Genomic DNA, 24,763 nt, shown 5'->3' with positions numbered 1-24,763 from the left:
ATGGCTACTCCTGAGAGTGGGTGGTATGTCCGGTTCTGTGGGAGCGCTCATGCCGGGTTCGCGGACATTGAATCGCTCGAGTGGAACGAAACGGACCGCAATGCGGAAGCGCTCCCAGGCCATGCTCCCAAGGGTTGTCCCAATATGTCAATACATTGACATCCCTAAATTTCTACGACGAGGTGGCCCTACCCTGCTGGTTGGCAAACATTTTGCCAGCTCAGCGTCCCGTTCGTCCGTTTTCATAGTTACGCATCTGCGATCTTCGATTTCTTCGCCTCGATGAACGGTGTAACAACCGAGTAACGACTCTCACACCCGGGCTTGCGTCGTGGAACACGCTCCCGTACGATCCTGGTATCGCTCCCAAGAGCGATCGCCTCGGCGGTTTCAGTCCGCGGGCCGCCGCGCACATACGGCGGCCCGCATCACGACCGTCCTGGGCAGCAAAGGAATCGAGTCCCTCGAAACCCCTCGGGAAACGCATGGCGCCGCCGAGGCGCCTGGAAGGAACCAGCAACGATGCATCTCCTCAAACGACAGCACGGCAGGGTCGCTCTCGCGGCCGTCGCCGCGGGGGCCCTCACCCTCACCGCCTGTTCAGGCGGCGGCGACGACGAGAACGACGGCCTGACCGAGGACGGCAAGATCCAGCTCACCGTCTCCCTCTTCGGCACCTTCGGCTACACCCAGGCCAACCTCGAGGCCGAGTACGAGGCCCTCAACGAGAACATCGACGTCGTCATCGAAGGCGACGGCGTCAACTGGGAGCAGGAGTACCGGCCCACCCTGGAGACCGGTCTGGAGACCGGCTCGGTCACCGGCGACATCGTCGGCGTCGAGGAGCAGGGCGTCGTCCAGCTCTTCAGCAACGGCGACCACTGGACCGACCTGGCCGAGTTCGGCTACGAGGACCGCGCCGCCGACTACGTCGAGTGGAAGTGGGACCTCGGGCACTCCCCCGACGGCAAGCTCGTCGGCTTCGGCACCGACGTCGGCGGCATGGGCCTGTGCTACCGCAACGACCTGTTCGAAGAGGCCGGTCTCCCGACCGACCGCGAAGCGCTGGCCGAACTGTGGTCCGACTGGGAGGGCTTCAAGTCCGTCGCCCAGACCTACGTCGACTCCGGCATCGACGCGGCCTTCCTCGACAGCCCGACCCAGCTCCAGAACATGCTGCTGGGCCAGCTCGCCGGTCAGGGCGACGGCCAGATGTACGTGGACGCCGACGGCGAGCTGACGCTCGACTCCGCCGCCGTCCAGGGCTCGATCGACACCATCCTCGACCTCCACGAGATGGGCGCCATCGGCAACTTCGTCTCCTGGACCGAGGAGTGGACCGCCGCGCAGTCCGAGGGCGGCTACGCCGTCATGGCCTGCCCGGGCTGGATGCCCAGCGGCGTCGTCGAAGGCAACGCCGGCCCGGAGAACGCCGGCAACTGGAACTTCGCCTCGGCCCCCGGCCTCGGCGGCAACTGGGGCGGTTCCTGGCTCGCGGTCCCCGAGGGTGTCCCGCACCCCGAGGAGGCCGCCGCGCTGGCCGCTTGGCTGAGCGCCCCCGAGCAGCAGGTCAAGGTCTTCGAGGCCGTCGGCAACTTCCCGTCCTCGCCTGAGGCGCAGGCCGACCCGAAGGTCGCCGACTCCGCGAACGAGTACTTCAGCGACGCCCCGACCGGTCAGATCCTGACCGCCTCGGTGCAGAGCTTCCCGCCGCTCGAGTACTCGTACTACCACCCGCCGGTCAAGGGCGCCGTCGAGAACGTCCTGAACGGTCTCATCGATGGCACCTACTCGCATGACCAGGTGTGGGACCAGATCCAGTCCGAGGCGGAGAACGCGCTGCAACTGGCCGGCTCCGGTCTCTAGGCCACTCCCGCGGGTCGGTTCCGGCGGCACCTGCCGCCGCCGGAACCGACCCCGGGTCAAGTGCCGCTGACCCAGAGCCAGCGCTGCTAGACCCAGTGCCGCCGAGCCGGGACCGACGTCGAACGGTTCCCAGCATCCGTTCGACGTCCCGCCCCAGGACAGGTCCCGAACCCCTCTCGGCGGCACCGTGTCGGCCCGCCGCGCCCCAACCCGCGGCGGGCCGGCTCCCTCTCCACCCCGCGACGGCCGGCCGGCTCACGGCTGCGCGGACGATCGCCGGTACACGGCACCGGAAGCGTTCGCCCCCGGACCGGACCGTCGGCTCCCGCAAGCGTTCGCCGGACGAAAAGGAAGACCATGACCACCACCACCGCCCCGCCGCGCCTGAGCTGGCGCGAGCGACTCACGCGGGCCGACATGAAGGCGACGCCCTACGCGCTCGTCGCGCCGTTCTTCATCCTGTTCGCGGTGTTCGGACTGTTCCCGATGGGGTACACGTTCTACGCCTCGCTGCACACGTGGAAGCTGGGCAATCCCGAACGCGCCTTCGTAGGGTTCCAGAACTACGAGTTCCTCCTGGTCGACTACAGCCGCTTCAACTGGTCGGTCGTGAACACGCTGGGCATGTTCGTGATGGCGACCGTCCCGCAGCTCATCTGCGCGCTCATGGTCGCCAACGCCCTGAACCGGCGGCTGAAGCGCCCGATGCTGTGGCGGATGCTCGTGCTGGCCCCGATCGTGACCTCGGTGGTCGCCGTCGGTATCATCTTCGCCCGCATCTGGGGCCAGGAGTACGGCATGGTCAACGGCTTCCTGGGCATGTTCGGGGTCGACAAGATCAACTGGCAGGCCGAGCGGCTCACCTCCTGGGTCGCCATCTCCTCGATGGTCGACTGGCGCTGGATGGGCTACAACGCCCTCATCTACCTGGCCGCCATGCAGACCATCCCGCGAAACCTCTACGAGGCCGCGACGGTCGACGGCGCCACGCCCCGGCAGCAGTTCTGGAAGATCACCGTCCCGCAGCTCAAGCCCGTCATCATCTTCACCGTGTTCGTCTCCTCCGTCGGCGGCATGACCATGTTCGTCGAGCCGATGATGTTCGGCTCCGGCAGGCTCGGCGGCGGCACGGACGGCCAGTTCCAGACCACCGCGATGGTCCTGGTCGACATTCTCCGCACCCACGGCAACTACGGCGTCTCCGCTGCCGCCGGATGGCTGCTGTTCATCGTCATCGGCATCGTGGCGATGGTGAACTTCCTGATCGTCAACCGCATCCAGGGGAACAAATGAGCACCGCAACCGCCCCCAGCCCCGCATCCGCGCCCCTGGCGGACGGTTCGCGGCGGCCGCCGAGCAGCAAGCGCGGCAAGAAGAAGTACGACGTCGAGTCCGGCGCGGGCGTGTTCGCCCCGACGATGATGACCCGCGTCGCGCTGGTCGCCGTCGCGATCCTGTCGATCTTCCCGCTGTACTGGATGGTCGTGATCGCCTCGCGGACGACCTCGGACGCCGCGGGCTTCCCGCCGGCGCTCATCCCCGGCGGCAACCTCGGCGAGAACTTCATCGAGGCGTTGCAGAACCCCGAGGCGCGGCTGCTCCTGGGCCTCCAGAACTCGCTGATCATCACCGGCACGGTCACCGCCTCGGTCATCCTCATCTCGACCCTCGGCGGCTTCGCGTTCGCCAAGCTCAAGTTCCGCGGGTCCAAGATCCTCATGGGCGTCGTCCTGTTCGCCATGATGGTGCCGCTCCAGCAGCTGGGCATCGTGCCGCTGTACATGATCATGGTCGAGCTCCAGTGGCTCGACACGCTCCAGGCGGTGATCCTGCCGTTCCTCGTCAACGGTTTCGGGATCTTCATGATGCGCCAGTACGTCGAGCAGGCGGTGCCCGACGAGATCATCGAGGCGGCCCGCATCGACGGCGCCTCCACGATCGGCATCTGGTGGCGGATCGTCCTCCCGGCGCTGCGGCCGGCGATGGTGGTGCTCGGTCTGCTCACCTTCATGCTCAACTGGAACGAATTCCTATGGCCGTTCATGGTGCTCAGCGGCGAGAACCCGACCATCCAACTCGCCATCCGGCAGTTGTCCACCGCGACGTGGTCAGCGGACCTGTCGATGATCTTCACCGGCACGCTGATCTCGATCATTCCCATCGCGATCCTGTTCGTCGTGTTCGGACGGCAGATCGTGAGCGGCATCATGGAAGGTTCCACCAAGTAATGAGCAACGATATCGAAGGGCCGGCGCTGGCCGCCCGATTCCCATCCGCATTCGCCTGGGGGGCGGCGACTTCGTCCTACCAGGTCGAAGGCGCCACCGACGCCGACGGACGCGGCAAATCCATCTGGGACGCGTTCGTCAACGAACCAGGCCGGGTCGTGGACGGCTCCAACGGCGACACGGCCATCGACTCCTACCGCAACATCGAAGGGGACGTCGCCCTCATCAAGGCGCTCGGCCTCAACAGCTACCGGTTCTCCCTGTCGTGGCCCCGGATCTGCCCCGACGGGGACGGCCGCGTCAACCAGGCGGGACTCGCCTACTACTCCAACCTCGTGGACGCCCTCCTCGCCGAGGGCATCACCCCGTGGATCACCCTCTACCACTGGGACCTCCCGCAGGTCCTGGAGGACGCGGGCGGCTGGCCGGAGCGGGCGACCGCGCTGCGCTTCGCCGAGTTCGCCAAGATCGCGCACGACGCCCTCGGGGACCGCGTCAAGCACTGGATCACCGTCAACGAGCCGTGGTGCGCCGCGTTCCTCGGCTACGCCTCGGGCGAGCACGCCCCCGGCCGCCGGGACCCGAGCGCGTCGGTCGCCGCGGCCCACCACCTCATGCTCGGCCACGGGCTGGCCGCGCGCGCCATCAAGGCCGCCGACCCGGAGGCGACCATCAGCATCGGGCTGAACTTCTACCCGGTGCACGCCGCCAGCGACTCGGCGGTCGACGTCGACGCGGCGCGGCGGGTCGACGGCGTCCAGAACCGGTGGTTCACCGAGGTCGCGCTGCGCGGGGCCTACCCCGAGGACATCGTCGAGGACTTCAAGGCGATCAGCGACTTCGCGTTCATCGAGGACGGCGACCTGGAGACGATCAAGGCGCCGCTCGACATCCTGTCGGTGAACTACTACTCTCGGTTCACCGTTACCGGTAACGGAGGCGCGACCTCCGCTTCGGCCGCCCCGACCGGGGCGGGGTCGGCGTGGCCGGCCAACGAGCACATCGGGTTCGTGTCGGCCGGGCTCCCCGTGACCGACATGGGCTGGGAGATCGAGCCCGCCGGGCTCACGCAGGTCCTCACCCGCCTGCACACCGAGTACCCGGAGGTCTCGCTCGCGGTCACCGAGAACGGCGCGGCCTTCCCCGACAAGCTCGACGACGGGCAGGTCCACGACCTCGAACGGCTCGACTACGTGCAGGGCCACCTGGCCGCGTGCGCCGACGCCGTCGAGGCCGGGGTGCCCCTCGTGGGCTATTTCGCCTGGTCCCTGGCGGACAACTTCGAGTGGGCCTGGGGCTACACGAAGCGGTTCGGACTGGTGTACGTCGAATTCGAGACCGGCGAGCGCACGGTCAAGGACTCCGGTCGCTGGTACGGCGACCTGGTGCGACGCGCACGTTCGATTCGTGAGGCAGAATAGATCCACCGCTACCGTTGCCCGAGGTGATGCACGATGACCGAGACCCGAACCGAGGTTTCCGACGAGCCGATGCCGGCCGCCGGACGAGCTGAGCGCCGCCGCCGCACCGGCGGCAGGCCGACGCTCGACACCGTCGCCCGGCACGCCGGCGTCGGCCGCGGGACGGTCTCTCGCGTCATCAACGGCTCGCCGAAGGTCGCCGAGGACACTCGCGCGGCGGTCCTGGCCGCCATCAAGGAGCTGGGGTACGTCCCCAACCAGGCGGCCAGGACCCTCGTGACCCAGCGGACCGACACGGTGGCGCTGGTCGTGACCGAGTCGCAGGAGTGGCTGTGGTCGGAGCCGTTCTTCGCGGGGGTGCTGCGCGGGATCACCGAGCAGCTCGCCGAGGAGAACATGCGGCTCATGCTCACCTTCGCCCCGCGCGACGGCAACCGCGCCGACCTGGAGTCCTACCTCATGGGCCAGCACGTGGACGGGGTCATGATGGTCTCCAGCCACTCCGGGGACCCGCTCCCCGAGCGGCTGGAGGACGCCGGGATCCCGATCGTCCTGTGCGGCACGCCGGTGGGCTTCCGGCCGGTCGCGTACGTCGACTGCGACAACCGCTCCGGCGCGCGCCAGGCGGTCGAGTACCTGGCCCAGCACGGCCACCGGCGGATCGGCCTCATCGCCGGCCCGCAGGACATGGCCGTGGGCGTCGACCGGCTCAACGGCTACCGCGACGGATTGCGCGGCAGCCGCCTGCCGGTCGAGGAGGGCCTGGTCTCGGTGGCCGAGGGCTTCGACGAGGCCAGCGGCATCAAGGCCGCCCGGCAGCTGTTCGACAGCGCCGGACAGCTCGACGCGGTGTTCGCGCACTCCGACCCGCTGGCGATCGCGACGCTCCGCGTGGCGCGCGAGCGGGGCGTCAGCGTCCCCGACGACCTGGCGCTGGTCGGCTTCGACGACTCGCCGCTGGCCGAGGTCGCCGAGCCGCCGCTGACCACGGTGCACCAGCCGACCGAGACGATGGGCCGCGAGATGGCCCGCCTGCTGTGCGGGCGCATCCGCGGCGAGGAGGCCGGACCGCTGGTGACCATCCTGGGCACCAGGATCGTCGTCCGCGAATCCGCCTGACCGAAGACTCGACCCCCTCGAGACAGGGCCCGGCTCCGCATGGAGCCGGGCCTTCGGTCTCGAGTGAGGCGAGCCTGGCTCGACAGACTGATTACTGATCAGTAACATGTATCGTGATCGGCAGCACGCACCGCCGTGCACCAGAACAGTCGAGAGGTCGCCATGGGAGTCGTCCAAATCGTCACGGCCACGATCGCGTTCGCGTACACCGCGGTCGCGATCGGGCTGTTCGTCCGCGCCGGGCTCGGGATGCTCGAACTCGTCCGGCTCGGCGCGCCCGACAAGACGCGCAAGGGCGACCGGGGGCAGCGGATCAAGACCATGCTCCGGGAGTCCCTGGGGCACACCAGGATGCTCCAGTGGACCTGGGTCGGCCTGGCGCACTGGGCGGTGTTCTTCGGGTTCTTCTCGCTCTTCCCGATCCTCGCGCAGGCCTATCTGGAGACGCTGAACCCGACCTGGTCGATCCCGTGGGTCGGCCACTGGACGCCCTGGCTGCTGCTCTCCGAGGTCATGGCGACCCTGACCGGGCTGGGCATCCTCGCGCTGTTCGCGATCCGGCTGGTCAACCAGCCGCGCACGCACCGCATCCCGCCCGAGGGCGAGGCCTCCGAGGCCGGGCAGCGCTCCTCCACCTCGCGGTTCGAGAACTCCCGCCAGTGGCAGGCCCTCTACATCGAGGCGACGATCCTCGCGATCGTCCTGTGCTTCTTCGCGATCCGCTCGGCCGAATGGGCGATCGGCGCGATCGACCAGACCTGGGCCTCCCCGGTGTCCTCGCTGCTGGCCAACATGTACAACGGGGTCTCCGAGGACGGGCTGCACACCACGATCACGGTCGTCGCCGGAGTGAAGATCCTCGTCTCCTGGACGTTCTTCCTCATGCTGGCCCTGATCCCCTCGATGGGCATCGGCTGGCACCGCGTCACCGCGTTCTTCAACCTCTACTTCAAGCGCGAGGCCGACGGCGCTCCCGCTCTCGGCGCGGCCAAGCCGATGCTCATCGACGGCGAGCCGGCCGACTTCGAGACCGCCGACCCCGAGACCCACCCGTTCGGGGTGGCCACCATCGCCGATTTCACCTGGAAGGGCCTGCTCGACTTCTCCACGTGCACCGAGTGCGGGCGCTGCCAGTCGCAGTGCCCCGCCTGGAACACCGGCAAGCCCTTGTCGCCCAAGAAGCTCGTGACGGACCTGCGCGACCACCTCTACGAGCAGGCGCCGTACCTCAAGGCCGCGGCGATCGCGAAGGAACGCGGCGGCGAGGCCGACCCGCACGAGAAGATCAACATCATCGGCTCGGTGATCGACCCGGACGTGCTGTGGGCGTGCACCACCTGCGGCGCGTGCGTGGAGCAGTGCCCGGTGGACATCGAGCACGTCGACCACATCATGGACCTGCGCCGCAACATGGTCATGATCGAGTCGGACTTCCCCGCCGAGGCCCAGACCATGCTCCGCAACCTGGAGAACAAGGGCAACCCGTGGGGCGAGAACCCCGCCCAGCGCCTCAAGTGGGCCGAGGGCCTCGACTTCGAGGTGCCGATCGCCGACGGGGACACCGAGTTCGAGTACCTGTACTGGGTCGGCTGCGCGGGCGCGTACGACCCCAAGGCGCAGAAGACCTCCCGCGCGGTGGCGACCCTGCTGCACGACGCGGGCGTCAAGTTCGCGGTACTCGGCGAGGCCGAGACCTGCACGGGCGACTCGGCGCGGCGCATCGGGCACGAGTTCATGTTCCAGATGATGGCCGAGCAGAACGTGGAGACGCTCAACTCGGTCGGGGCGGTCAAGATCGTCGCGACCTGCCCGCACTGCCTCAACACCATCGGCAACGAGTACGAGGACCTCGGCGGGAAGTACGAGGTCGTGCACCACACCGAGCTGCTCAACGACCTGGTGAACGCCGGGAAGATCAAGCCGGTCGAGCAGCACGAGGGCAAGCTGACCTATCACGACCCCTGCTATCTGGGCCGCCACAACCGGGTCTTCACGCCGCCACGCGAACTCCTCGGCTCCTTCGCCGAGGTCACCGAGATGCCGCGCAACAACGAGAAGTCGTTCTGCTGCGGCGCGGGCGGCGCGCGGATGTGGCTGGAGGAGCCGATCGGCAAGCGCGTCAACCGCGAGCGGGCCGACGAGGCCGTGGCGACGGGCGCGGGCACGGTGGCCGTGGGCTGCCCGTTCTGCTCCACGATGCTGCGCGACGGCGTCGCCGACGCGGGCCGCGAGGACGTCGAGGTCATCGACATCGCCCAGTTGCTGGCAAGGACCCAGGAGAAGCGCGCGGAGGCCGCTGCGACCGAGTAGGGCTGCTGCGGCATAGGAGGCCGTGCCGGAGCTTCGGGCATCGCCCGGTGGCTATCGGTTCGGCCTCCGGCCGCTGGGTCGCTCGGCTCGGTGGCTGCCTGTTCGGGCTCCGGCTGGTGAACTACCCGCTCGGCCTCTGGCCGCTGGGTCGCTCAGGCTTCGCCCGCTGGACTAGCTGCTCGGACTCCGTCCGCTGGACTAGCTGCTCGGACTCCGTCCGCTGGACTAGCTTCTCGGCCTCCGGCCGCTGAACTAGCTTCTCGGCCTCCGCCCGCTGGACTAGCTCCTCGGCCTCCGGCCGAAGTACTCCCTCAACAGGGCCGCCGATTCCGCTTCCAGGACTCCTGCGTAGACCTCGGGGTTGTGGTTGAGCCTGGGGTCTCTGACCGCGTCCCATAGGGAGCCCACCGCGCCCGTCTTGGGCTCCCAGGCGCCGAAGACGATCGTGCCCACCCTCGCGAGCACCGCCGCGCCCGCGCACATCGTGCACGGCTCCAACGTGACCACCAGCGTGCAGCCTTCGAGGCGCCAGCCGTCCCCGTACGCCGCCGCGGCCTCGCGCAGCGCGAGCACCTCGGCGTGCGCCGTCGGGTCGCCCAGCGCCTCTCTGGCGTTGGCCGCCACGGCGAGTTCGCGCCCGTCGGGTCCGTAGACCACCGCGCCCACGGGCAGGTCCGAGCGCGGCCCCTCGATGCTGTCGGCCTGGCGTGCCGGGCTGCCTGGCCGTTTCGGTGGCGTCTCGCCCGCCGGGAGGCCCGCACCGGGGGATCGGGCCGCTTCGAGAGCGCGGCGCATCCAGTGCTCGTGGACCTCGCGGCGGGACTGCATCGGTCGGGGGCCTTCGGCGCTCAGGCGCCGGTGGCGTCTTCCAGGGCCTCGGCGAAGCCGATCGAGGAGGCCACCGCGGCGACCACGTCGGAGGGCATCATGCCCTCCTTGGCGCACAAGGCCAGCAGGGCCGAACCGGGCACGCCCAGGTCGCCCAGCAGGTCCGCCTCGCCGACGGGCTCGGCGTCGAGCTCGGTCGGGCGGGTGGAGATCGACTCCTCGTCCTCGGCGTCGATCTCCTCGGTGTCCTCGGGCTCCAGGTCGCCCAGGAGGGCCTCGCCCAGGCGCGACTGCGACGCGTATTCGGCGTCGGAGCCGAACGTGCGCAGGTCGTCGCCCTTGTCCAGGCGCATAACCGTCAGGTACTCGTCGTCGGCGTCGACGAACAGGAGCGTCAGGTCGGCGTCAGGGAAAGCCTCACGCATGACCTCGGCGGCGTCCTCGACGTCGGCAACAGCGTCGAGGTCGGCCTCCGCGGCCTCCCATTCGTCGCCCTCGCGGCCCACTGCCACAGCGAAATACGACACGATCCGTCCCCGTCTTCTCTCTCAATGGAACCAGCGGCCGGAAGGGCAGCGGTCCGATACGACCTACTGAAGGATGTGGCGACCTGCGGTTGATGTAACCACAGGATCCAGTCGCCGGTCAGCAAAAGATACAGCTCGCACGAGAGCCCCGTGACCCCAGCGGCGGTCCCTGCGACCGCCGCAACGCCGACCGCGGCTCCGCGGTCACCGTAGCGCGCGAGCGCGGCTGCGGCGACTGCCCCGATCGTACTCGCGGCCAAAGTCACCCAGGCGAAGCCCGCCGCGGTCAGCGGCGCCGCGCCGGCGCCTTTCGCATACGCCAGCAGCCAAATGAGCATCCACAGGGTGCACAGGGCCGACCCGGCGGCGGTGGGGCCGACGCGGACGGGGTGCGGTTCCCTCCAGCGGGGTCTGCCGCTGCGAGGGAGGGGCGTTTCGGGGCCGTTCCAGGATGTGGGCCCGATGGGTCCCTCATGCATAGGGGACAGCGTACGCAGGCGGCGCGGGGTAGGCGGGCGGCGGCGCGATCGGCAGCGGCATGACCGGCAGGACGGGCGGCTCGACCGGCCGGACCCGCCCGTCGGGGAAGGTCACGTGGTACCGGTGCCCGTCCCACAGCGCGCGCGGCGTGCGCGGGTCGGCGCCCGCGTAGGCGGCCCTGGCGGCGTTCATGCGCTGCACGCCTTCGTGCACGACCTGCTCGCTCCAGGGGCGGCCGATCGAGGCGAGGTCGTACTGCTCGGCCACTTCGGAAGCGGCCCTCTGGAAGTCCTTCATGGCGGCCTCGCCGCGCTTCCCGGCGTAGCGCAGCGCCCAGGCGCGGGCGGCCGAGCGGCGCGAGAAGGTCGCGAGGGAGGCGAGCTCGGGTGGGGACACCTGGGCGGCGGACACCAAGGGGGCCAGGACGGTCTGCGTGCGGCGCGCGTCGGCGGCCCGCAGCCACAGGGCGACGCCGACCATGGTGAAGAACAGGGGCGCCAGGAACGCCGGGTAGAGGGCGAACCACAGCGCGGGGAGGTCGAGTTCCACGCCGAGGACCGAGGCGCCGTTCCACAGGGCGTGGAGGCCCATGCCGCACAGGAGCATCCCGATGATCCACGCGGTTTGGACGCCCTTGCGCCCGGGCTTGCGCGCGGCCTTGCCGAGGCCGATCGCGGACAGGCCCGTCATGAGCGGGTGGGCGAACATGGTGGCGAGGCCGCGGATGACGACCAGGATCGTGACCTGGGCGATCCCGGCGGCCGCGTCGAACATCTCGGCGCCGGAGACGTACGCGCCCGAGGCGTAGAGGACGTTCTCGGCGATCGCGAAGCCCGCTCCGGCGAGACCGCAGTAGACGAGGGCGTCGAGCATCCCGGTGAAGTGGCGGCGCGCGACCCAGTAGACCAGCAGCGGGCCGAGGAGCTTGGTGATCTCCTCGATGACGGGCGCGGAGATGACGGCCGCGAGGTCCTGGTTGAGGTCGTTGCGGTACAGCAGGTACGCCACGCCGGTGTTGACGCCCAAGGAGATCGCGGTGGACACGCACGCGCCCCAGCCGAGGCAGAATGCGAGCACGAGCCAGGGGCGGCGCCGGTAGCGGCCGAGCCACACGAACGCGCCGATGAGCAGCGGCGCGGGCACGAGCGCGGCGGTCAGGCCCACGGCGGCCGCGCGGGCGCCGGCGCCTTCGATGATCGCCCAGGCGAGCACGGTGGCCCCGCCGGCGAACAGCACCAGCGTCCCGGTGACGGCGAGGGCCCGGACGCGCCGGGCCAGGCCGATCCAGGCGAGCACGGTGCCGATCAGGACCAGGCCGACGGCGATGACGAGCGGGAGGAGCCTTTCGAAGAGCTCGGCGAGATCGGCGAGGTTCATCGAGTGGGCTCCTGGTCGGGGCGTTCGGGACCGCCGGCCTCGTCCGGGGAGTCGGCGTTCGGGGAATCATCGTTCGAGGAGGCGGCGTCCGGGAGGTCCTCGGTCGAGGAGGCGTCGTCCGCGGAGAGGTCGTCGGCTGAGGAGTCGGCAGCGTCGGCGTCCGGAACCGCGTCGTCTTCGTCCTCCGGCGCCTCGCGGATCACGAAGTGCTCGCCGATCCCCGAGACCGCCAGGAGCCGCTTGAGGAAGTCCCCGAGGTTCGAGAGGACGAGGACCGCGCGCGAGCGCGCCGCCGCGCGGGCGAGGACCACGAGGGTTCCCAGACCGCGCGAGTCGCAGAACGTCACGCCGCGCATGTCGAGGACGACGCGGACGGGGGCGTCGGCCAGCGCGGCGTCGACGGCGCTGGAGAGCCGTGGCGCGGTGTGCAGGTCGATTTCGCCGGTCAGCGCCACGATCGTCTCGTTCGCCTCGCGGTAGACCGAGATGTCGAGCTTCTGGTGCACCACGGGACCAACCCTAGCCGAGCTTCAGCGGCTGTCGGGTTCGAGCATCCCGAGAATGCGTTCGAGTTCCTCGTCGCCGCCGCGCTTCTCGGCCCATTCGGCGAGGGAGGCGTGGGCGGCGCCGAGGCGTCGGCGCAGGTGCTCCTCGCGTTCGCGGAGGTCCTTGGTGCGCTCGGAGGTCTGGCGCAGCGCCTGGCCCTGGGCCCACAGGTCGATGAAGACCTTGACCTTGGTGCGCAGCATCCACGGGTCGAAGGGCTTGGTGATGTAGTCGACCGCGCCCACCGAGTAGCCGCGCATCGCCAGGTGGGCGTCGCGGTCGGCGGCGGTGAGGAAGATGATCGGGGTGTGCCGGGTCTTCTCGCGCTGCTTGATGTGGCGGGCGGTCTCGAAGCCGTCCATGCCGGGCATCTGCGCGTCGAGGAGGATCGCGGCGTAGTCCTCGGCCAGGAGCCGCTTGAGGGCCTCTTCGCCGGAGGTGACGGCGATGGTGTTGACGGGCAGTCCCTGGAGGATCGCCTCGAGGGCGAGGAGGTTCTCGGATCGATCGTCTACGAGCAGGACGCGGGCGGTGCTCATGCGGTGCCTCCAACGGTCGGTCCGCCATTGTCCCGCTCGGGCGCGGCGTCGGGTGCGTCGGGTCCGGCCGTGAGTGCGCGGAGGCTCACGGTGTCGCCAGGCGCCTCGCCGTCCGCGCCCGGTGCCGCCTCGTCCTCGCCGGTGTCGTCGCCGATCCAGTGGGACATGGTGTCGAGCAGCAGATCGAGGTCCACGGGCTTGGTGAGGTAGGCGCTGGCGCCGGCCTCGACGGACTTCTCGCGCTGCTCGGCGAGGGCCTGCGCGGTGAGGAACACGATCGGCAGGTCGGCGAACTGGGGCATCCGGCGGATGACGCGGGTGGTCTCGTTGCCGTCCATGCCCGGCATCATCGAGTCCATGAGCACGATGTCGATGCCGGGGTGGTGCTGGAGCGCGTCGATGCCGTCGGCGCCGTTCTCGGCGTAGTGGACCTCGATGCCGTGCAGTTCGAGCGCGGCGGTGAGGGCGAAGACGTTGCGGATGTCGTCGTCGACGATGAGGACGGTGGTCCCCTCGAGCTGCTGGGCGGCGGCCGAGGACGAGGGCGTCTCGGGGGCGCCGGTGAGGATCCCGGCGGGCTCCTCGACCGGGAGCGGCAGCTCGGTGTTGACGACCGGGAAGTCGCCGTCGGCGTCGATCTCGACGGGGACGACGAACGTGAACTTGGATCCGGCGTCGCCGGTGTGCTCGATGAACACGTCGCCGCCGAGCGCCTGCGAGAGCGATTTGGAGATCGACAGGCCCAGGCCGGTGCCGCCGAAGTTGCGGCGGGTGGTGCCGTCGGCCTGCTGGAACGGCTCGAAGATGATCGACTTCTTCGACTCGGCGACGCCGATGCCGGTGTCGATGACGCTCAGGGCGATCCGCTCGGCCGCGGCGTTGAGGTGCGGGGCGTCGAAGCGCACGTCGGCCGGGACGCGCCGCACCGCGAGGGTCACCGAGCCGACCCGGGTGAACTTGACGGCGTTGGACAGGAGGTTGCGCAGGACCTGCTGGAACTTCTGCCCGTCGGTCTGCATGAGCTGCGGGACGCCGGTGCCGACGTCCACGGCGAACTCCAGGCCGCGGTCCTCGGCCTGGGGCCGGAAGGCCGCGTCGATGTCGCCGAGGATCTCGGCGAGGTCGACCGGGTGGACGGACACGACCATGCGCCCGGCCTCGATCTTCGACAGGTCGAGGATGTCGTCGATGAGGGTGAGCAGGTCGGTGCCGGCGTTGTAGATGGTGCGCGCGAACTCGACCTGGCGCTCCGAGAGGTTCCCGTCGGCGTTCTCCGACAAGAGCCGCGCGAGCAGCAGCAGCGAGTTGAGCGGGGTCCGCAGCTCGTGGGAGACGTTCGCGAGGAACTCCGACTTGTACTTCGAGGCCTGGGCGAGCTGGTCGGCCTTCTCCTCGATGTCCTTGCGGGCGGTCTCGACCTCCTCGTTCTTCAGCTCGATCGCCTTGTTCTGCGCCGACAGCAGCTGCGCCTTCTCCTCCAGCTCGACGTTGGTCTCCTGGAGGCGGTTGGACTGGGCCCGCAGCTCCTGGGCCATGCGCTGGGACTCGCGCAGCAGGACCTCGGTGCGGGCGTTGCCCTCGATGGTCGCGAGCGTGACCCCGACATTGGGGGCCAGCGCGTCCAGGAACCGCTTGTGGAGCCCGGAGTAGGCGTTGAAGGAGGCGAACTCGATGACGCCGCGGACCTTGTCGCCGAACTGGACGGGCAGGATGATGAGGTCGGTCGGGGTGGCCTGCCCCAGCCCGGAGGAGATCTCCAGGTAGCCCTCGGGGATGTCGTGCAGGTGGATGGTGCGCTTGGAGGCGGCGGCCTGGCCGACCATGCCCTCGTTGTCCTCGATGGTCTTCTTCTCGCCTGGGCTGGGGTGCCCGTAGACGGCGTTGAGCCGGTACGTGACGTACCCGGAGACGTCCTCGTGGCGGACGTAGAACGTGGAGGTCTGCGCGTCGATGAGCGGCGTGACCTCGTCGAGGACCATGCGGGTGACCTCTTCGACGCCGCGGCGGCCCTGGAGGAGCGAGGAGATGCGCGCGAGGTTCGAGTTGAGCCAGTCCGCGTCGGTGTTCTGACGGGTCTTGTCCCGCAGGGCGGTGATCATCTGGTTGATCGACTCGGTGAGGTCGGCGATCTCGCCGGCGGCCTCGAAGTCCACCGACTGGGTGAGGTCGCCTCGGGCGACAGCGTGGGCGACGTTCGCGATGGCCCGCAACTGGAGCGTCAGGGTCGCGGCGAGGGAGTTCACGTTGCGGGTCAGCAGGAGCCAGGTGCCGGAGACCCCGGCGACCTCGGCCTGACCGCCGAGGTTCCCCTCGACGCCCACCTCGCGGGCCACGCGCGTGACCTCGGTGGCGAAGCTGGAGAGCTGGTCGACCATCGTGTTGACGGTGGTCTTGAGCTCCAGGATCTCGCCTTGGGCGTCGACGGTGATCTTCTGGTTCAGGTCGCCCTTGGCGACGGCGGTGGTGACCTTCGCGATGTCGCGGACCTGACTGGTGAGGTTCGAGGCCATCGAGTTGACGTTGTCGGTGAGGTCCTTCCAGGTGCCCGAGGCCCCCGCGACGTTCGCCTGGCCGCCGAGCTGCCCTTCGGTGCCGACCTCGCGGGCCACGCGGGTGACCTCGTCGGCGAAGGAGGAGAGCCGGTCGACCATGGCGTTCATCGTCGACTTCAGTTCGAGGATCTCGCCTTGGGCGTCGACGGTGATCTGGCGGTTCAGGTCGCCTCGGGCGACCGCGGAGGCCACCGAGGAGATGTTGCGGACCTGACTGGTCAGATTCGAGGCCATCGAGTTCACGTTGTCGGTCAGGGCCTCCCAGATGCCCGAGACCCCCTGGACGTTCGCCTGGCCGCCGAGCTTGCCGTCCGTGCCGACCTCGCGGGCCACACGCGTGACCTCGTCGGCGAACTGCGACAACTGCGCCACCATCGAGTTCATCGTCGACTTCAGTTCCAGGATCTCGCCTTGGGCGTCGACGGTGATCTGGCGGTTGAGGTCGCCCTTGGCGACGGCGCTGGCGACCGAGGAGATGTTGCGGACCTGGCTGGTCAGGTTGGCGGCCATGAGGTTGACGTTCTCGGTGAGGTCCTTCCAGGTGCCCGAGACGCCGGGCACGTCCGCCTGGCCGCCCAGGCGGCCCTGGCTGCCGACCTCGCGGGCCACGCGCGTCACCTCGTCGGCGAAGCGCGAGAGCTGGTCGACCATCGTGTTGACCGTGGTCTTGACCTCGGCGACCTCGCCTTGGGCGTCGACGGTGATCTTCTGGCCCAGGTCGCCGGCGGCGACGGCGCTGGTGACCTTGGCGATGTTGCGGACCTGCTCGGTGAGGTTCGCGGCGAGCTGGTTCACGTTCTGGGTGAGGTCGCGCCAGGTGCCGGAGACGCCCTGGACGTTCGCCTGGCCGCCCAGGCGCCCGTCGGTGCCGACCTCGCGGGCCACACGCGTCACCTCGTCGGCGAAGCTGGAGAGCTGGTCGACCATCGTGTTGACGGTGGTCTTGAGTTCGAGGATCTCGCCCTGCGCGGGCACGGCGATCTTCTGGTTCAGGTCGCCGCGCGCCACGGCGGTGGTGACCTTCGCGATGTCGCGCACCTGGTCGGTCAGGGACGAGGCCATCGAGTTCACGTTGTCGGTGAGGTTCTTCCAGGTGCCCGAGACGCCCGGCACCTCCGCCTGGCCGCCCAGGCGGCCCTCGGTGCCCACCTCGCGCGCCACGCGCGTGACCTCACCGGCGAAGACCTGGAGGGTCTCGGTGAGGGAATTGATGGTGTCGGCCAGCTCGGCGACCTCGCCGGAGGCCTTGACGGTGATCTTCTGGTTCAGGTCGCCCGAGGCGATCGCCTGCGTCACCGTGGAGATCGAGCGGACCTGCTCGGTGAGGTTCGAGGCCATGGTGTTCACCGCGTCGGTCAGCGACCGCCAGGTGCCCGAAACGCCCTGGACGTCGGCCTGGCCGCCAAGCTGGCCCTCGGTGCCCACCTCGCGGGCCACGCGCGTGACCTCACCGGCGAAGGAGCGCAGGAGCCCGACCATCTGGTTCACGGTCTCGCCGAGGCGGCGGAACTCGCCGCGCAGTTGCTTGCCCTCGATCTCCAGGGCCGCCTCCTGCGAGAGGTCGCCCGCGGCGACCGCCTCCAGGACGCGCCCGAGCTCGGTGGTGGGCCGCACCAGTTCCTCGACGAGCCGGTTGACGCTGGCCGCGCCCTCGGACCAGCCGCCGTCGAGGTGCTCGATGACCAGGCGGTGGTTCCAGGAGCCCTCCTGCCCGACGGCGCGGGCGATGAGGGCGAGGTCGCGGGTCTGCCGGTCGGCCTGCTCGACCACGGCGTTGAAGCGGTCGACGACCTCCCCCGCCAGGCCCTCGCCCCGCGGCAGCCGCACCGAGAAATCGCCCCGCTCGACCGCGCCCAGCGCATCGGCCAGGCTTCGGAGCAGGTCGGACTCGTCGGTGGGGTTCGCTGTACGGGAAGCGGTGTCCGTCATGGCGTGGTTCCTCAACTGCGGTGGTTCTGCGACTGCGCGGTTTCCTCAACTGCGCCGGTTCCTCAACTGCAGGGTCTGGCTCGACCTCCAGGTTGTCACACGGAGGCGACAAACGTGAAGGCAGGTTACTCAAGCCACCATCGACGATCACCATCCGTCACCAGAGCGGAACCGGCGCATCCGTGCGACCGGCGCCTCCAGCCCCTCACTCGGCGGGGTGTGAACCAGGCCATATAGGCCACTCGTGGCGCAATGCGTCCACATCGTCATGTCCGGCTCGCCCGGTGCGCTCGGCCGTCCTTGCGCCGCAAGGCGAACGCGACCCGCGGCGCCACCGGGCCGCCACCGCCTTCCAGGGCCGTGGCGGCCGTCACCGTCCACACCTCCGGACCAGGTGAACCACCCCGCACGGGTGCGGCGGACCGCCACCGCCCAGGCATAGACTGGGGATCGTGACGTACCCCGAGAGGGCCGCCCGTCGGCTGCGGCTGCCGGCCGACGACCGCTCCCCCGCAGCAGCCCGCGCCGCCGTCCGCGCGGTGCTCGCCGAGGCCGGGCTCTCCGAGCTGCTCGACGAGACCCTCCTGCTCACCACCGAGCTGGCCACCAACGGCGTCGTCCACGCCGGCACCGACATCAACCTCACAGTCGCGGCCGACTCGATCGGCGTGCGCGTCACCGTCACCGACTACCGCAGCGGCGGCATCGACCCCATGGACACGGCCATGCCCGAGGTCACCGCCGAAGGCGGCCGCGGGCTCCTCCTCGTCGACCGCTTCGCCTCCTCCTGGGGCACCACCCACGACGTCACCGGCAAGTCCATCTGGTTCCGCATCGACCGCGACCCCGACGCGCGCCCTGCCGCCCGGCCCGTGCCCGACGCGCAGGTCGAGCCCGCCCTCCCCGACCTCCCCCAGCTCGCCGCGCTCCTCACCGTCGCCCCCGTGCTCCAGTCGCGCCTGCCGGTCGACCAGCTCGTCACCGAGCTCCTCGCCCGCTGCCACGACGCCACCGCCGCCGCCGGCGGCGCGATCGAATACGACGCCGGCGACGGCACCGGCGCCCAGATCCTCGCCAAGTTCGGCGACGTCGGCTCCATCACCCTCACCGTGCCCCTGCCGCTCACCGCCCCCGCCTGCGGCAAGCTCCTCCTCGCCGGGGACCCCCAGCCCTCCTGGCGGCCCCTGGCCGAACTCGTCGCCGAGCGCATCGCCCTGGCCGTCCAGATCGACCGGATGCGCGTCGACGAGCAGCGCCGCTCCGGCTGGCTCACCTACCTCGCCGAAGCCGGGGAACTGCTCGCCCACTCCCTCGAAGAGCACCTCACCGTCGCCCTCATCCCGCAGCTCATCGTCCCCCAGCTCGGCCGCTGGGCCGCCGTCCACCTCACCGGCGACGGCGGCGACCTGCGCCTGGCCGCCCTCACCCACGCCGAGGAGTCCGAGCTCGAACAGCTCCGCCGTCGCCTCGAAGGCGCCGCGCCCGCGCTCGCCGGCGCGCTCGCCACCGACGGCTGGACCGGCATGGAACTGCCCGTCCCCCGCGGCCTCGACGGCATCGCCGTCCCCCTCTCCGCGCGCGGCGCGACCATCGGCGTCCTCACCGTCGGGCGCCCCATCGAGCGCCAGCACTCCTCCGAGGAACGCGCCGTCGTCGCCGACCTCGCCAAGCGCAGCGCCCTCGCCCTCGACAACGCCCGCATCCACGCCGAACGCCAGGCCGTCGCCAACGAACTCCAGGCCGCCCTCATGCCCGGCTCGCTCCCGGACGTGCCCGGCGTGTCCTTCGCCGCCGAGTACCTGCCCGCGACCGCGCGGCGCCTTCCCGGATCGGGCCCGGGCCCGATCATCGGCACCGAGGTCGGCGGCGACTTCTACGACGCGACCGAACTGCACGACCACCGCCTCTGGGTCGCCATCGGCGACGTGTGCGGCAAGGGCGCCCAGGCCGCGGCCGTCACCGGCGTCGTCCGCGACGTCCTGCGCGTCATGGCCCGCGACGGCCGCCCGCTCCCGCGCGCGCTCGAACTGCTCAACGCGACCCTCCTCGAACAGCCCGGCGACATGCGCTACGCCACCGTCGCCTCCGCGCTCCTCGACCGCGACCGGCCCGGCTCACTCACCGCGACCCTCTGCCTCTCCGGCCACGACCGACCGCTCCTGCTGCGGGCCGGCGGCCAGGCCTCCTGGGTCGGCAAGGAGGGCACCGCGGTCGGGCTCTTCCCCGAGGTCAAGGTCAACCCCGAGGTCATCCGGCTCGAAGCCGGGGACGCCCTCGTGTTCTTCACCGACGGCGTCACCGAACGCCGCGACGGCGCGGCCATGTTCGGCCACGACCGCATCGCCCGCTCGGTGCGCGACGTGGCGGGCAAGAGCGCCCGGCAGGTCGCCACGGCACTGCTGGAGGCGGTCGAGGCGTTCTCGCCCGAGGCCCCCCGTGACGACATCGCGATCCTCGTCGTCCGCTGCGACGGCGACTGACGGGCCTAGAGCGACACACGGAAAAGCCCCGCGGCCGAGGCCACGGGGCTCTTCTCCAAGCGACTGAGCGACCGAGCGACTGAGCGACCGAGCGACTGAGCGACCGAGCGACTGAGCGACCGAGCGACTGAGCGACTGAGCGACTGAGCGACTAGTGCAGGATCGTGGTCGCGCCGTAGTAGACGTTCCCGTGGTCGAGCGGGACGATCTTCACCACGGTCGTCGAGTTCGGGGCGTGCACGATCAGGCCGTTGCCGATGTACATGCCCACGTGCGCGAGGTTGTTGTAGAACACCAGGTCGCCCGGCTGCAACTCGTCGCGGCTGATGCTCGCGGTCTGCCGGAACTGCGCGGCCGCGTTGTGCGGCAGGTTGATCCCGAGCTGGGAGTAGGCGCCGAGCATGAGGCCCGAGCAGTCCCAGCTGTTCGGCCCGGCCGAGCCCCACACGTACGGCTCGCCGCGCTGGTTGAGCGCGAACTTGACCACCGTCCACTGGTCGTCGGTCATGTGCGGCAGGTCGTACTCGTTGAAGGCGCTGACCTCTTGGCCCGCGGCGGTCTGCCACTCCGATTCGAGGTCGGACATGCGCGAGGTCAGCTCTTCGGCGACCCGCTCCAGCTCCGCCTCCTCGTTCTCCAGGTCGGTCTGGAGGTCTTCGAGCAGTTCGAGCTGCGCGGTGTACGAGTCCGAGGCCTCGCGCAGCTCCTCCATGAGGTCGAAGTTGTAGAGGTTCGCCGAGTTGAGCCGGTCGAGGCGCTCCACGAACGCCTGCGGGGAGCCCGAGTCGAGCAGCATCGCCGCGTCGCCGATGCCCTGGTCCACATAGGTCTCGTTGATGAAGTCGGCGAGCTGCTCGCGCAGGTCGTCGAGTTCGGCCTCCGCGACCCCCAGGGACGCCTCGGTCTCCTCGATGAGCTGGCGGTTGTCGGCAACGTCCTGTGCGAGCACGTTGTACGCCTCGACGGCCACGCCCAGGTCCTCGTCGGCGGCCGCGATCTCGTCGTTGATCTCAGAAGTGTCCCGCTGGGCCCACGCGGGGGACGACCCCACCAGGGAGACCATCAGACCGCCGACGAGGGCGGCGGAAGTCCACTTGCGTCGGGCAGACGACTGCTTCACGAGGAGGGTGCTCCTTCGGGATCAGGGGGAGGTCGGGGTGCTCTCCTGGCCTGGGGCTCACGCACGTCGCCACCGGGCCGAACATGAGCCTAGCGCGCCCCAATATCCACCGGAAGACCCCGGCGGTGACAAATTCGCAGGGTAACGAGCATTCCACCGATGGTGTGTCGCTCCTGTGAGTTGTCTGGGAATTGGTATGATGGCGCACATGACCTTCACGTCGTGTCGCCGCCACTGTCACCAGCGCTGAGCCGCTTCCGCCGCTCGGCGCGCCCGCGACGACAGATATCCGACACACCGAAGGTCATTCGCTCCATGAGCACTGCTCCCGAGAACCCGCCCACCCCGGTCCTGCCCGGTCGCACCGCGCCCGACCCCACGGCGGCGGACCGCATCGCCGCCGACCGGCTCACCGCGCTCGCCGACTTCTACGCCGCCAACCTCACCCTGCGCCCGCGATTCACCAAGGGCAGCCGCTGGGCCAGGCGGGTCCTCGCCGGGCCCGACCACGAGGCCTGGCTCCTCGCCTGGCTCCCCGGGCAGGCCACCGAACTGCACGACCACGGCGGCGTCGCCCGCCCGGCCGCCGCGGCCGTAGCGGTCGTCTCCGGGGCCCTCACCGAGTACACCGTCCAGCCCGGCGACTTCCCCGGACTGCGACGCAAGCCGCTCCAGGCGGGCGAGGTCTCGGTCGTGGACGACCGCACGGTCCACGCCATGCGCAACGACTCCAACGCGCCCGCGGTGAGCCTCCACGTCTACTCCCCGGGCCTGGAGGCCATGCGCACCTACCTGCTCGACGAGACGGGCCTGGCCCCGTCCCGCATCAAACGAGCAGGCGCCGACTGGTGACCAACACCCCTCACGGTTCGAAGAGCGGCCGCATCGCCAGGCAACGGCGCACCTCCCGCATGCGATAGGCGATGTGCTCGGCCGTGTCGAGCCCTCGACTCCCATTGCTGTGCACCAACCCGGCAGCCCAAAGGCAATGCCCGGCATGACGTGCGGCCATGAGCACCGGCAAATGCGCCTCCAGTTCGACCGGCAGCGCCCGGACCGACCGGTACCCGTCCAGAAAGGCCGCACGCAGCCGGTGGAAATGCCGGTAGTCGCTGAAATTGCCCATGACCGGGGCCAGGTCGTAGAGGAAGTGGCCCCAACCGCAATCATCGAAGTCGATCACACCAAGGTCCCAACCGTTCCGAGCGCGCACCAGGTGGCAGTTGCCGAGGATGAAGTCGTTGTGAATGAGGCCGAACGCTTCGCCTCCTCCTCCGAGGCTCTCGAATATCGCGGCAGTTTCTTCCGAAACCTCGTCGAACACCGCTCGATCCGATCGGCTCAGCAGACTTCGGAACGGGCCGGGCCGGTAGGGCGAATCCTCGGTGAACATGGCCCGGGCATCCCACGTGGGAAGCCGGAATCCCTCAGGAGGCACGAAGGTCTCGGAGATCTGATGGAATTGCCCCATCCCGCGCCCGATCCTCCGCACCCCGCTCAAACCGAGGCCGGTCCCTGGCCGCCGTACCTGTCCCTCCACCCAAGTCAGCAGATCACAGGACACCCGCGGAGAGGATTCCCCGATCTCGGGCAGCGTGGCCTCCACGGACAACGCACCATCCGCAGCCCTGACCGGCGCGGGCACTCGCACACCAACGCGGCCCAGAGGCTCATGTATCGAGTCCAGGAAATCCAACTCCGAGCGACTGTGCGCATCGAGCCGGCACCGAGGCCGGTGCACTCGCAACACGAACCGTTCCCGATCACCGGTAGTCACGGCGAACACAGCATTGTTAAGCAGCCGGATCGGTTCCAACGAGACAGGACCGGCCAGGTCATAACGGCCAAGTGCGGACTCGGCAGCGGCACGGACCGCATCGGCGTAATCGAGGTCGTTCGGCGGCAAAGCGAGATCCTTCGAAGAGGCACCACAACCGGTGCAGGCGCATCCTCGATTGCAGCAGCCTTTCCCCACACCCGCAACAAGGTATAAGTCTCTTCAAGGCATTAGGCCGCTTCGACCGTGGCAGTGAAGGACGAGCTGTTTCGTAGGCAGGCCGGCGACTGAACTGCTGCTGAGGTGATAGTCGCGGTTAGGGAAGGCAGCGATAAAGGGGCCTCTTGGTCCTGAGGTACACCTTCGGCTCGCAAACCGTAGAAGGTTGGGGTTACAGAGGGCAGCGATAACGGGTCTGGTGTTCTTGGGCTTGGCCTTCGGCGTGCTGGTGTCTTGATGGCCACGGTCAGGGCTGGCGGCGACGAAAGCGGTGGTGCCGGGCCGGGGTGGGTTCATCGGCTTCCCGGCGGTACTGGGTGGCGGTCAAGGATGGCAGCGACAAAGAGGACGGTGCTGGGTCGGGGTGGGTCTATCGGCCTTCCGGCGGTATTGGGTGGCGGTCAAGGATGGCGGCGACGAAAGCGGTGGTGCCGGGCCGGGGTGGGTTCATCGGCTTTGCGGCGCGTGTGGGTATGTGAGCGCTCTGTTCTGTTTCCGGGCATGGTGAAGGGCCCGAACCCGTCTGGGTTTCGGGCGGGAAGACACTCAGTGTGCTCCCTTCCCCCCGCCCCGATCGCCACCGGGACGGGCATCCTAAGAACGGCGGCTCACCGTAGTCAACGGGTACCGCCAGCACGGGCGTCTTCGCCTGAGGCCGTGCGGTCCTGCCGAGGTCGAGAGGCGCTCGCTTCGCGGTGGGCGTGGGATCAGCTGCCTGCTCGGCGGGTTCAAGGTTCGTGGTGCCGAACTTCTCGCGCAGCCGTGCACGGGCTGCCGCGATCTCGGCGAGGACCCGGTCTCTTTCGGCGGCCTCGGCCCGGTCATTGAGGTCAGGAGTCAGCATCTCCGACCACTCCGACCGGTACAGACCAGTGGGGAACAGGCCCGCGGTGTCGTCCGCGCTGGCGTGTTCGGCATCCATGTCCGCATCGGTACGCCAGTCCGCACACCCGCAGCCGGTGCTATTGGAGCCCTGGCCGCCCTGGCCGTCCTGTGCCTCAGGGCTGGTGTCGTGGCCGTCGTGGTGGACGATCAAGGCCTGTCCGGGGCCGGTCTTCTCAACCGTCCAGCCAGGGGTGTGGATGCGCCCGTGGTGGAACCGGCACAGCAAGATCAGGTTCGCAGCGACCGTGGGTCCGCCATCGGCCCAATGGGTGATGTGGTGGGCCTCGGTCCACGCGACAGGCCGGTCACAGCCCTGCCAAGCGCACCCTTCAGGTTGCTCCAGCTCGAGTTTGCGGCGGAGGGCGGTGTTGGGCAGGCGCAGGGCCCGGCCGAGTTCCACGGCTTCGCCGGTGGCGTAGTCGAACACTGAGGGGATGATCCCGGCTTCGCAGGCGAGGAGCCGGGCCCCGGCGACTGAGATGGGGCGGCCTTCGAGGAGGGGCAGGCGGCCGGTGTCCTTGCCCTGCAACGTCTCGATGTCCACGACCAGGTCGAGGGTG

17 protein-coding genes are annotated in these 24,763 nt (G+C 69.6%); 8 read left to right on the top strand and 9 right to left on the bottom strand.

Annotation, left to right across the window (positions count from 1 at the left end; genetic code table 11):
* Positions 1 to 522: 522 nt before the first annotated feature.
* From IF12_RS0117700 to IF12_RS0117675, 6 genes are all read left to right on the top strand, one after another.
* Positions 523 to 1,866 (top strand): ABC transporter substrate-binding protein, encoded by a 1,344-nt coding sequence (locus tag IF12_RS0117700; RefSeq protein ID WP_030160747.1) that lies wholly within the window; start codon positions 523 to 525, stop codon positions 1,864 to 1,866.
* A 357-nt stretch (positions 1,867 to 2,223) separates the two neighbouring features.
* Positions 2,224 to 3,159, top strand: coding sequence for a carbohydrate ABC transporter permease (locus tag IF12_RS0117695; protein WP_030160745.1), 936 nt, complete (start codon positions 2,224 to 2,226; stop codon positions 3,157 to 3,159).
* Positions 3,156 to 4,094, top strand: a complete 939-nt coding sequence (locus IF12_RS0117690; RefSeq protein WP_081913717.1) for a carbohydrate ABC transporter permease — start codon at positions 3,156 to 3,158, stop codon at positions 4,092 to 4,094. The genes IF12_RS0117695 and IF12_RS0117690 overlap by 4 nt, the downstream gene beginning before the upstream one ends.
* Complete coding sequence (locus IF12_RS0117685; RefSeq protein ID WP_035749517.1) at positions 4,094 to 5,515, top strand: GH1 family beta-glucosidase; 1,422 nt, start codon at positions 4,094 to 4,096, stop codon at positions 5,513 to 5,515. The genes IF12_RS0117690 and IF12_RS0117685 overlap by 1 nt, the downstream gene beginning before the upstream one ends.
* Positions 5,516 to 5,548: 33 nt before the next feature.
* Positions 5,549 to 6,634: a LacI family DNA-binding transcriptional regulator gene (locus tag IF12_RS0117680; RefSeq protein ID WP_231492641.1), complete on the top strand. Its 1,086-nt coding sequence runs from the start codon at positions 5,549 to 5,551 to the stop codon at positions 6,632 to 6,634.
* 162 nt (positions 6,635 to 6,796) lie between these two features.
* The gene (locus IF12_RS0117675; protein ID WP_030160740.1) at positions 6,797 to 8,944 is read left to right on the top strand and encodes a (Fe-S)-binding protein; all 2,148 of its coding nucleotides are present in this window, start codon (positions 6,797 to 6,799) and stop codon (positions 8,942 to 8,944) included.
* Positions 8,945 to 9,223: 279 nt separating this feature from the next.
* On the opposite strand, the gene IF12_RS0117670 is transcribed toward IF12_RS0117675, so the two are convergent.
* The 6 genes from IF12_RS0117670 to IF12_RS0117645 all read right to left on the bottom strand — a co-directional run bounded on the left by IF12_RS0117670 (position 9,224) and on the right by IF12_RS0117645 (position 17,722).
* Complete coding sequence (locus IF12_RS0117670) at positions 9,224 to 9,772, bottom strand: nucleoside deaminase (RefSeq protein WP_035749515.1); 549 nt, start codon at positions 9,770 to 9,772, stop codon at positions 9,224 to 9,226.
* Positions 9,773 to 9,792: 20 nt separating this feature from the next.
* Positions 9,793 to 10,299, bottom strand: a complete 507-nt coding sequence (locus IF12_RS0117665; protein ID WP_030160733.1) for a tRNA adenosine deaminase-associated protein — start codon at positions 10,297 to 10,299, stop codon at positions 9,793 to 9,795.
* 471 nt (positions 10,300 to 10,770) lie between these two features.
* Positions 10,771 to 12,156 carry a PrsW family intramembrane metalloprotease gene (locus IF12_RS0117660; RefSeq protein WP_051704549.1) on the bottom strand — a complete coding sequence of 462 codons (1,386 nt, stop codon included), beginning with the start codon at positions 12,154 to 12,156 and terminating at the stop codon, positions 10,771 to 10,773.
* Positions 12,153 to 12,665, bottom strand: coding sequence for an STAS domain-containing protein (locus IF12_RS26285; protein ID WP_231492640.1), 513 nt, complete (start codon positions 12,663 to 12,665; stop codon positions 12,153 to 12,155). Before IF12_RS26285 ends, IF12_RS0117660 begins: the two co-directional genes overlap by 4 nt.
* A gap of 21 nt (positions 12,666 to 12,686) precedes the next feature.
* Positions 12,687 to 13,241 (bottom strand): PleD family two-component system response regulator, encoded by a 555-nt coding sequence (locus IF12_RS23260; RefSeq protein ID WP_035749513.1) that lies wholly within the window; start codon positions 13,239 to 13,241, stop codon positions 12,687 to 12,689.
* Positions 13,238 to 17,722, bottom strand: a complete 4,485-nt coding sequence (locus tag IF12_RS0117645) for a HAMP domain-containing protein (RefSeq protein ID WP_081913716.1) — start codon at positions 17,720 to 17,722, stop codon at positions 13,238 to 13,240. Before IF12_RS0117645 ends, IF12_RS23260 begins: the two co-directional genes overlap by 4 nt.
* A gap of 452 nt (positions 17,723 to 18,174) precedes the next feature.
* Here IF12_RS0117645 and IF12_RS0117640 point away from each other — a divergent pair, with 452 nt between their 5' ends.
* Positions 18,175 to 20,202: a SpoIIE family protein phosphatase gene (locus IF12_RS0117640; RefSeq protein ID WP_051704548.1), complete on the top strand. Its 2,028-nt coding sequence runs from the start codon at positions 18,175 to 18,177 to the stop codon at positions 20,200 to 20,202.
* A 151-nt stretch (positions 20,203 to 20,353) separates the two neighbouring features.
* Here the strand turns inward: IF12_RS0117640 and IF12_RS0117635 are convergent, their stop codons facing one another.
* Positions 20,354 to 21,322, bottom strand: coding sequence for an NlpC/P60 family protein (locus IF12_RS0117635; RefSeq protein WP_030160726.1), 969 nt, complete (start codon positions 21,320 to 21,322; stop codon positions 20,354 to 20,356).
* Between the two features lie 315 nt (positions 21,323 to 21,637).
* Between IF12_RS0117635 and IF12_RS0117630 the strand changes: the two genes are divergently transcribed.
* Positions 21,638 to 22,174 carry a hypothetical protein gene (locus IF12_RS0117630; protein ID WP_051704547.1) on the top strand — a complete coding sequence of 179 codons (537 nt, stop codon included), beginning with the start codon at positions 21,638 to 21,640 and terminating at the stop codon, positions 22,172 to 22,174.
* 10 nt (positions 22,175 to 22,184) lie between these two features.
* On the opposite strand, the gene IF12_RS0117625 is transcribed toward IF12_RS0117630, so the two are convergent.
* A complete protein-coding gene (locus IF12_RS0117625; RefSeq protein ID WP_166659541.1) occupies positions 22,185 to 23,228 on the bottom strand; it encodes a phosphotransferase enzyme family protein in 1,044 nt (347 codons plus the stop codon).
* Positions 23,229 to 23,688: 460 nt separating this feature from the next.
* Positions 23,689 to 24,763 (bottom strand): HNH endonuclease signature motif containing protein (locus IF12_RS23255; protein WP_035749511.1); only part of this gene is annotated, 1,075 nt, incomplete at its 5' end.

Origin of the sequence: Glycomyces sp. NRRL B-16210 (assembly GCF_000719515.1) — a bacterium.
Taxonomy (GTDB): Bacteria; Actinomycetota; Actinomycetes; order Mycobacteriales; family Micromonosporaceae; genus Glycomyces.
The sequence above is the reverse complement of the archived record's forward strand: the minus strand, read 5'-3'. Positions and strand labels throughout refer to the sequence as shown.

Coding starts and splice junctions, on each gene's coding strand:
- IF12_RS0117700 (WP_030160747.1), top strand. CDS start 523: ATGCATCTCCTCAAACGACAGCACGGCAGGGTCGCTCTCGCGGCCGTC.
- IF12_RS0117695 (WP_030160745.1), top strand. CDS start 2,224: ATGACCACCACCACCGCCCCGCCGCGCCTGAGCTGGCGCGAGCGACTC.
- IF12_RS0117690 (WP_081913717.1), top strand. CDS start 3,156: ATGAGCACCGCAACCGCCCCCAGCCCCGCATCCGCGCCCCTGGCGGAC.
- IF12_RS0117685 (WP_035749517.1), top strand. CDS start 4,094: ATGAGCAACGATATCGAAGGGCCGGCGCTGGCCGCCCGATTCCCATCC.
- IF12_RS0117680 (WP_231492641.1), top strand. CDS start 5,549: ATGACCGAGACCCGAACCGAGGTTTCCGACGAGCCGATGCCGGCCGCC.
- IF12_RS0117675 (WP_030160740.1), top strand. CDS start 6,797: ATGGGAGTCGTCCAAATCGTCACGGCCACGATCGCGTTCGCGTACACC.
- IF12_RS0117670 (WP_035749515.1), bottom strand. CDS start 9,772: ATGCAGTCCCGCCGCGAGGTCCACGAGCACTGGATGCGCCGCGCTCTC.
- IF12_RS0117660 (WP_051704549.1), bottom strand. CDS start 12,156: ATGAACCTCGCCGATCTCGCCGAGCTCTTCGAAAGGCTCCTCCCGCTC.
- IF12_RS23260 (WP_035749513.1), bottom strand. CDS start 13,241: ATGAGCACCGCCCGCGTCCTGCTCGTAGACGATCGATCCGAGAACCTC.
- IF12_RS0117645 (WP_081913716.1), bottom strand. CDS start 17,722: ATGACGGACACCGCTTCCCGTACAGCGAACCCCACCGACGAGTCCGAC.
- IF12_RS0117630 (WP_051704547.1), top strand. CDS start 21,638: ATGAGCACTGCTCCCGAGAACCCGCCCACCCCGGTCCTGCCCGGTCGC.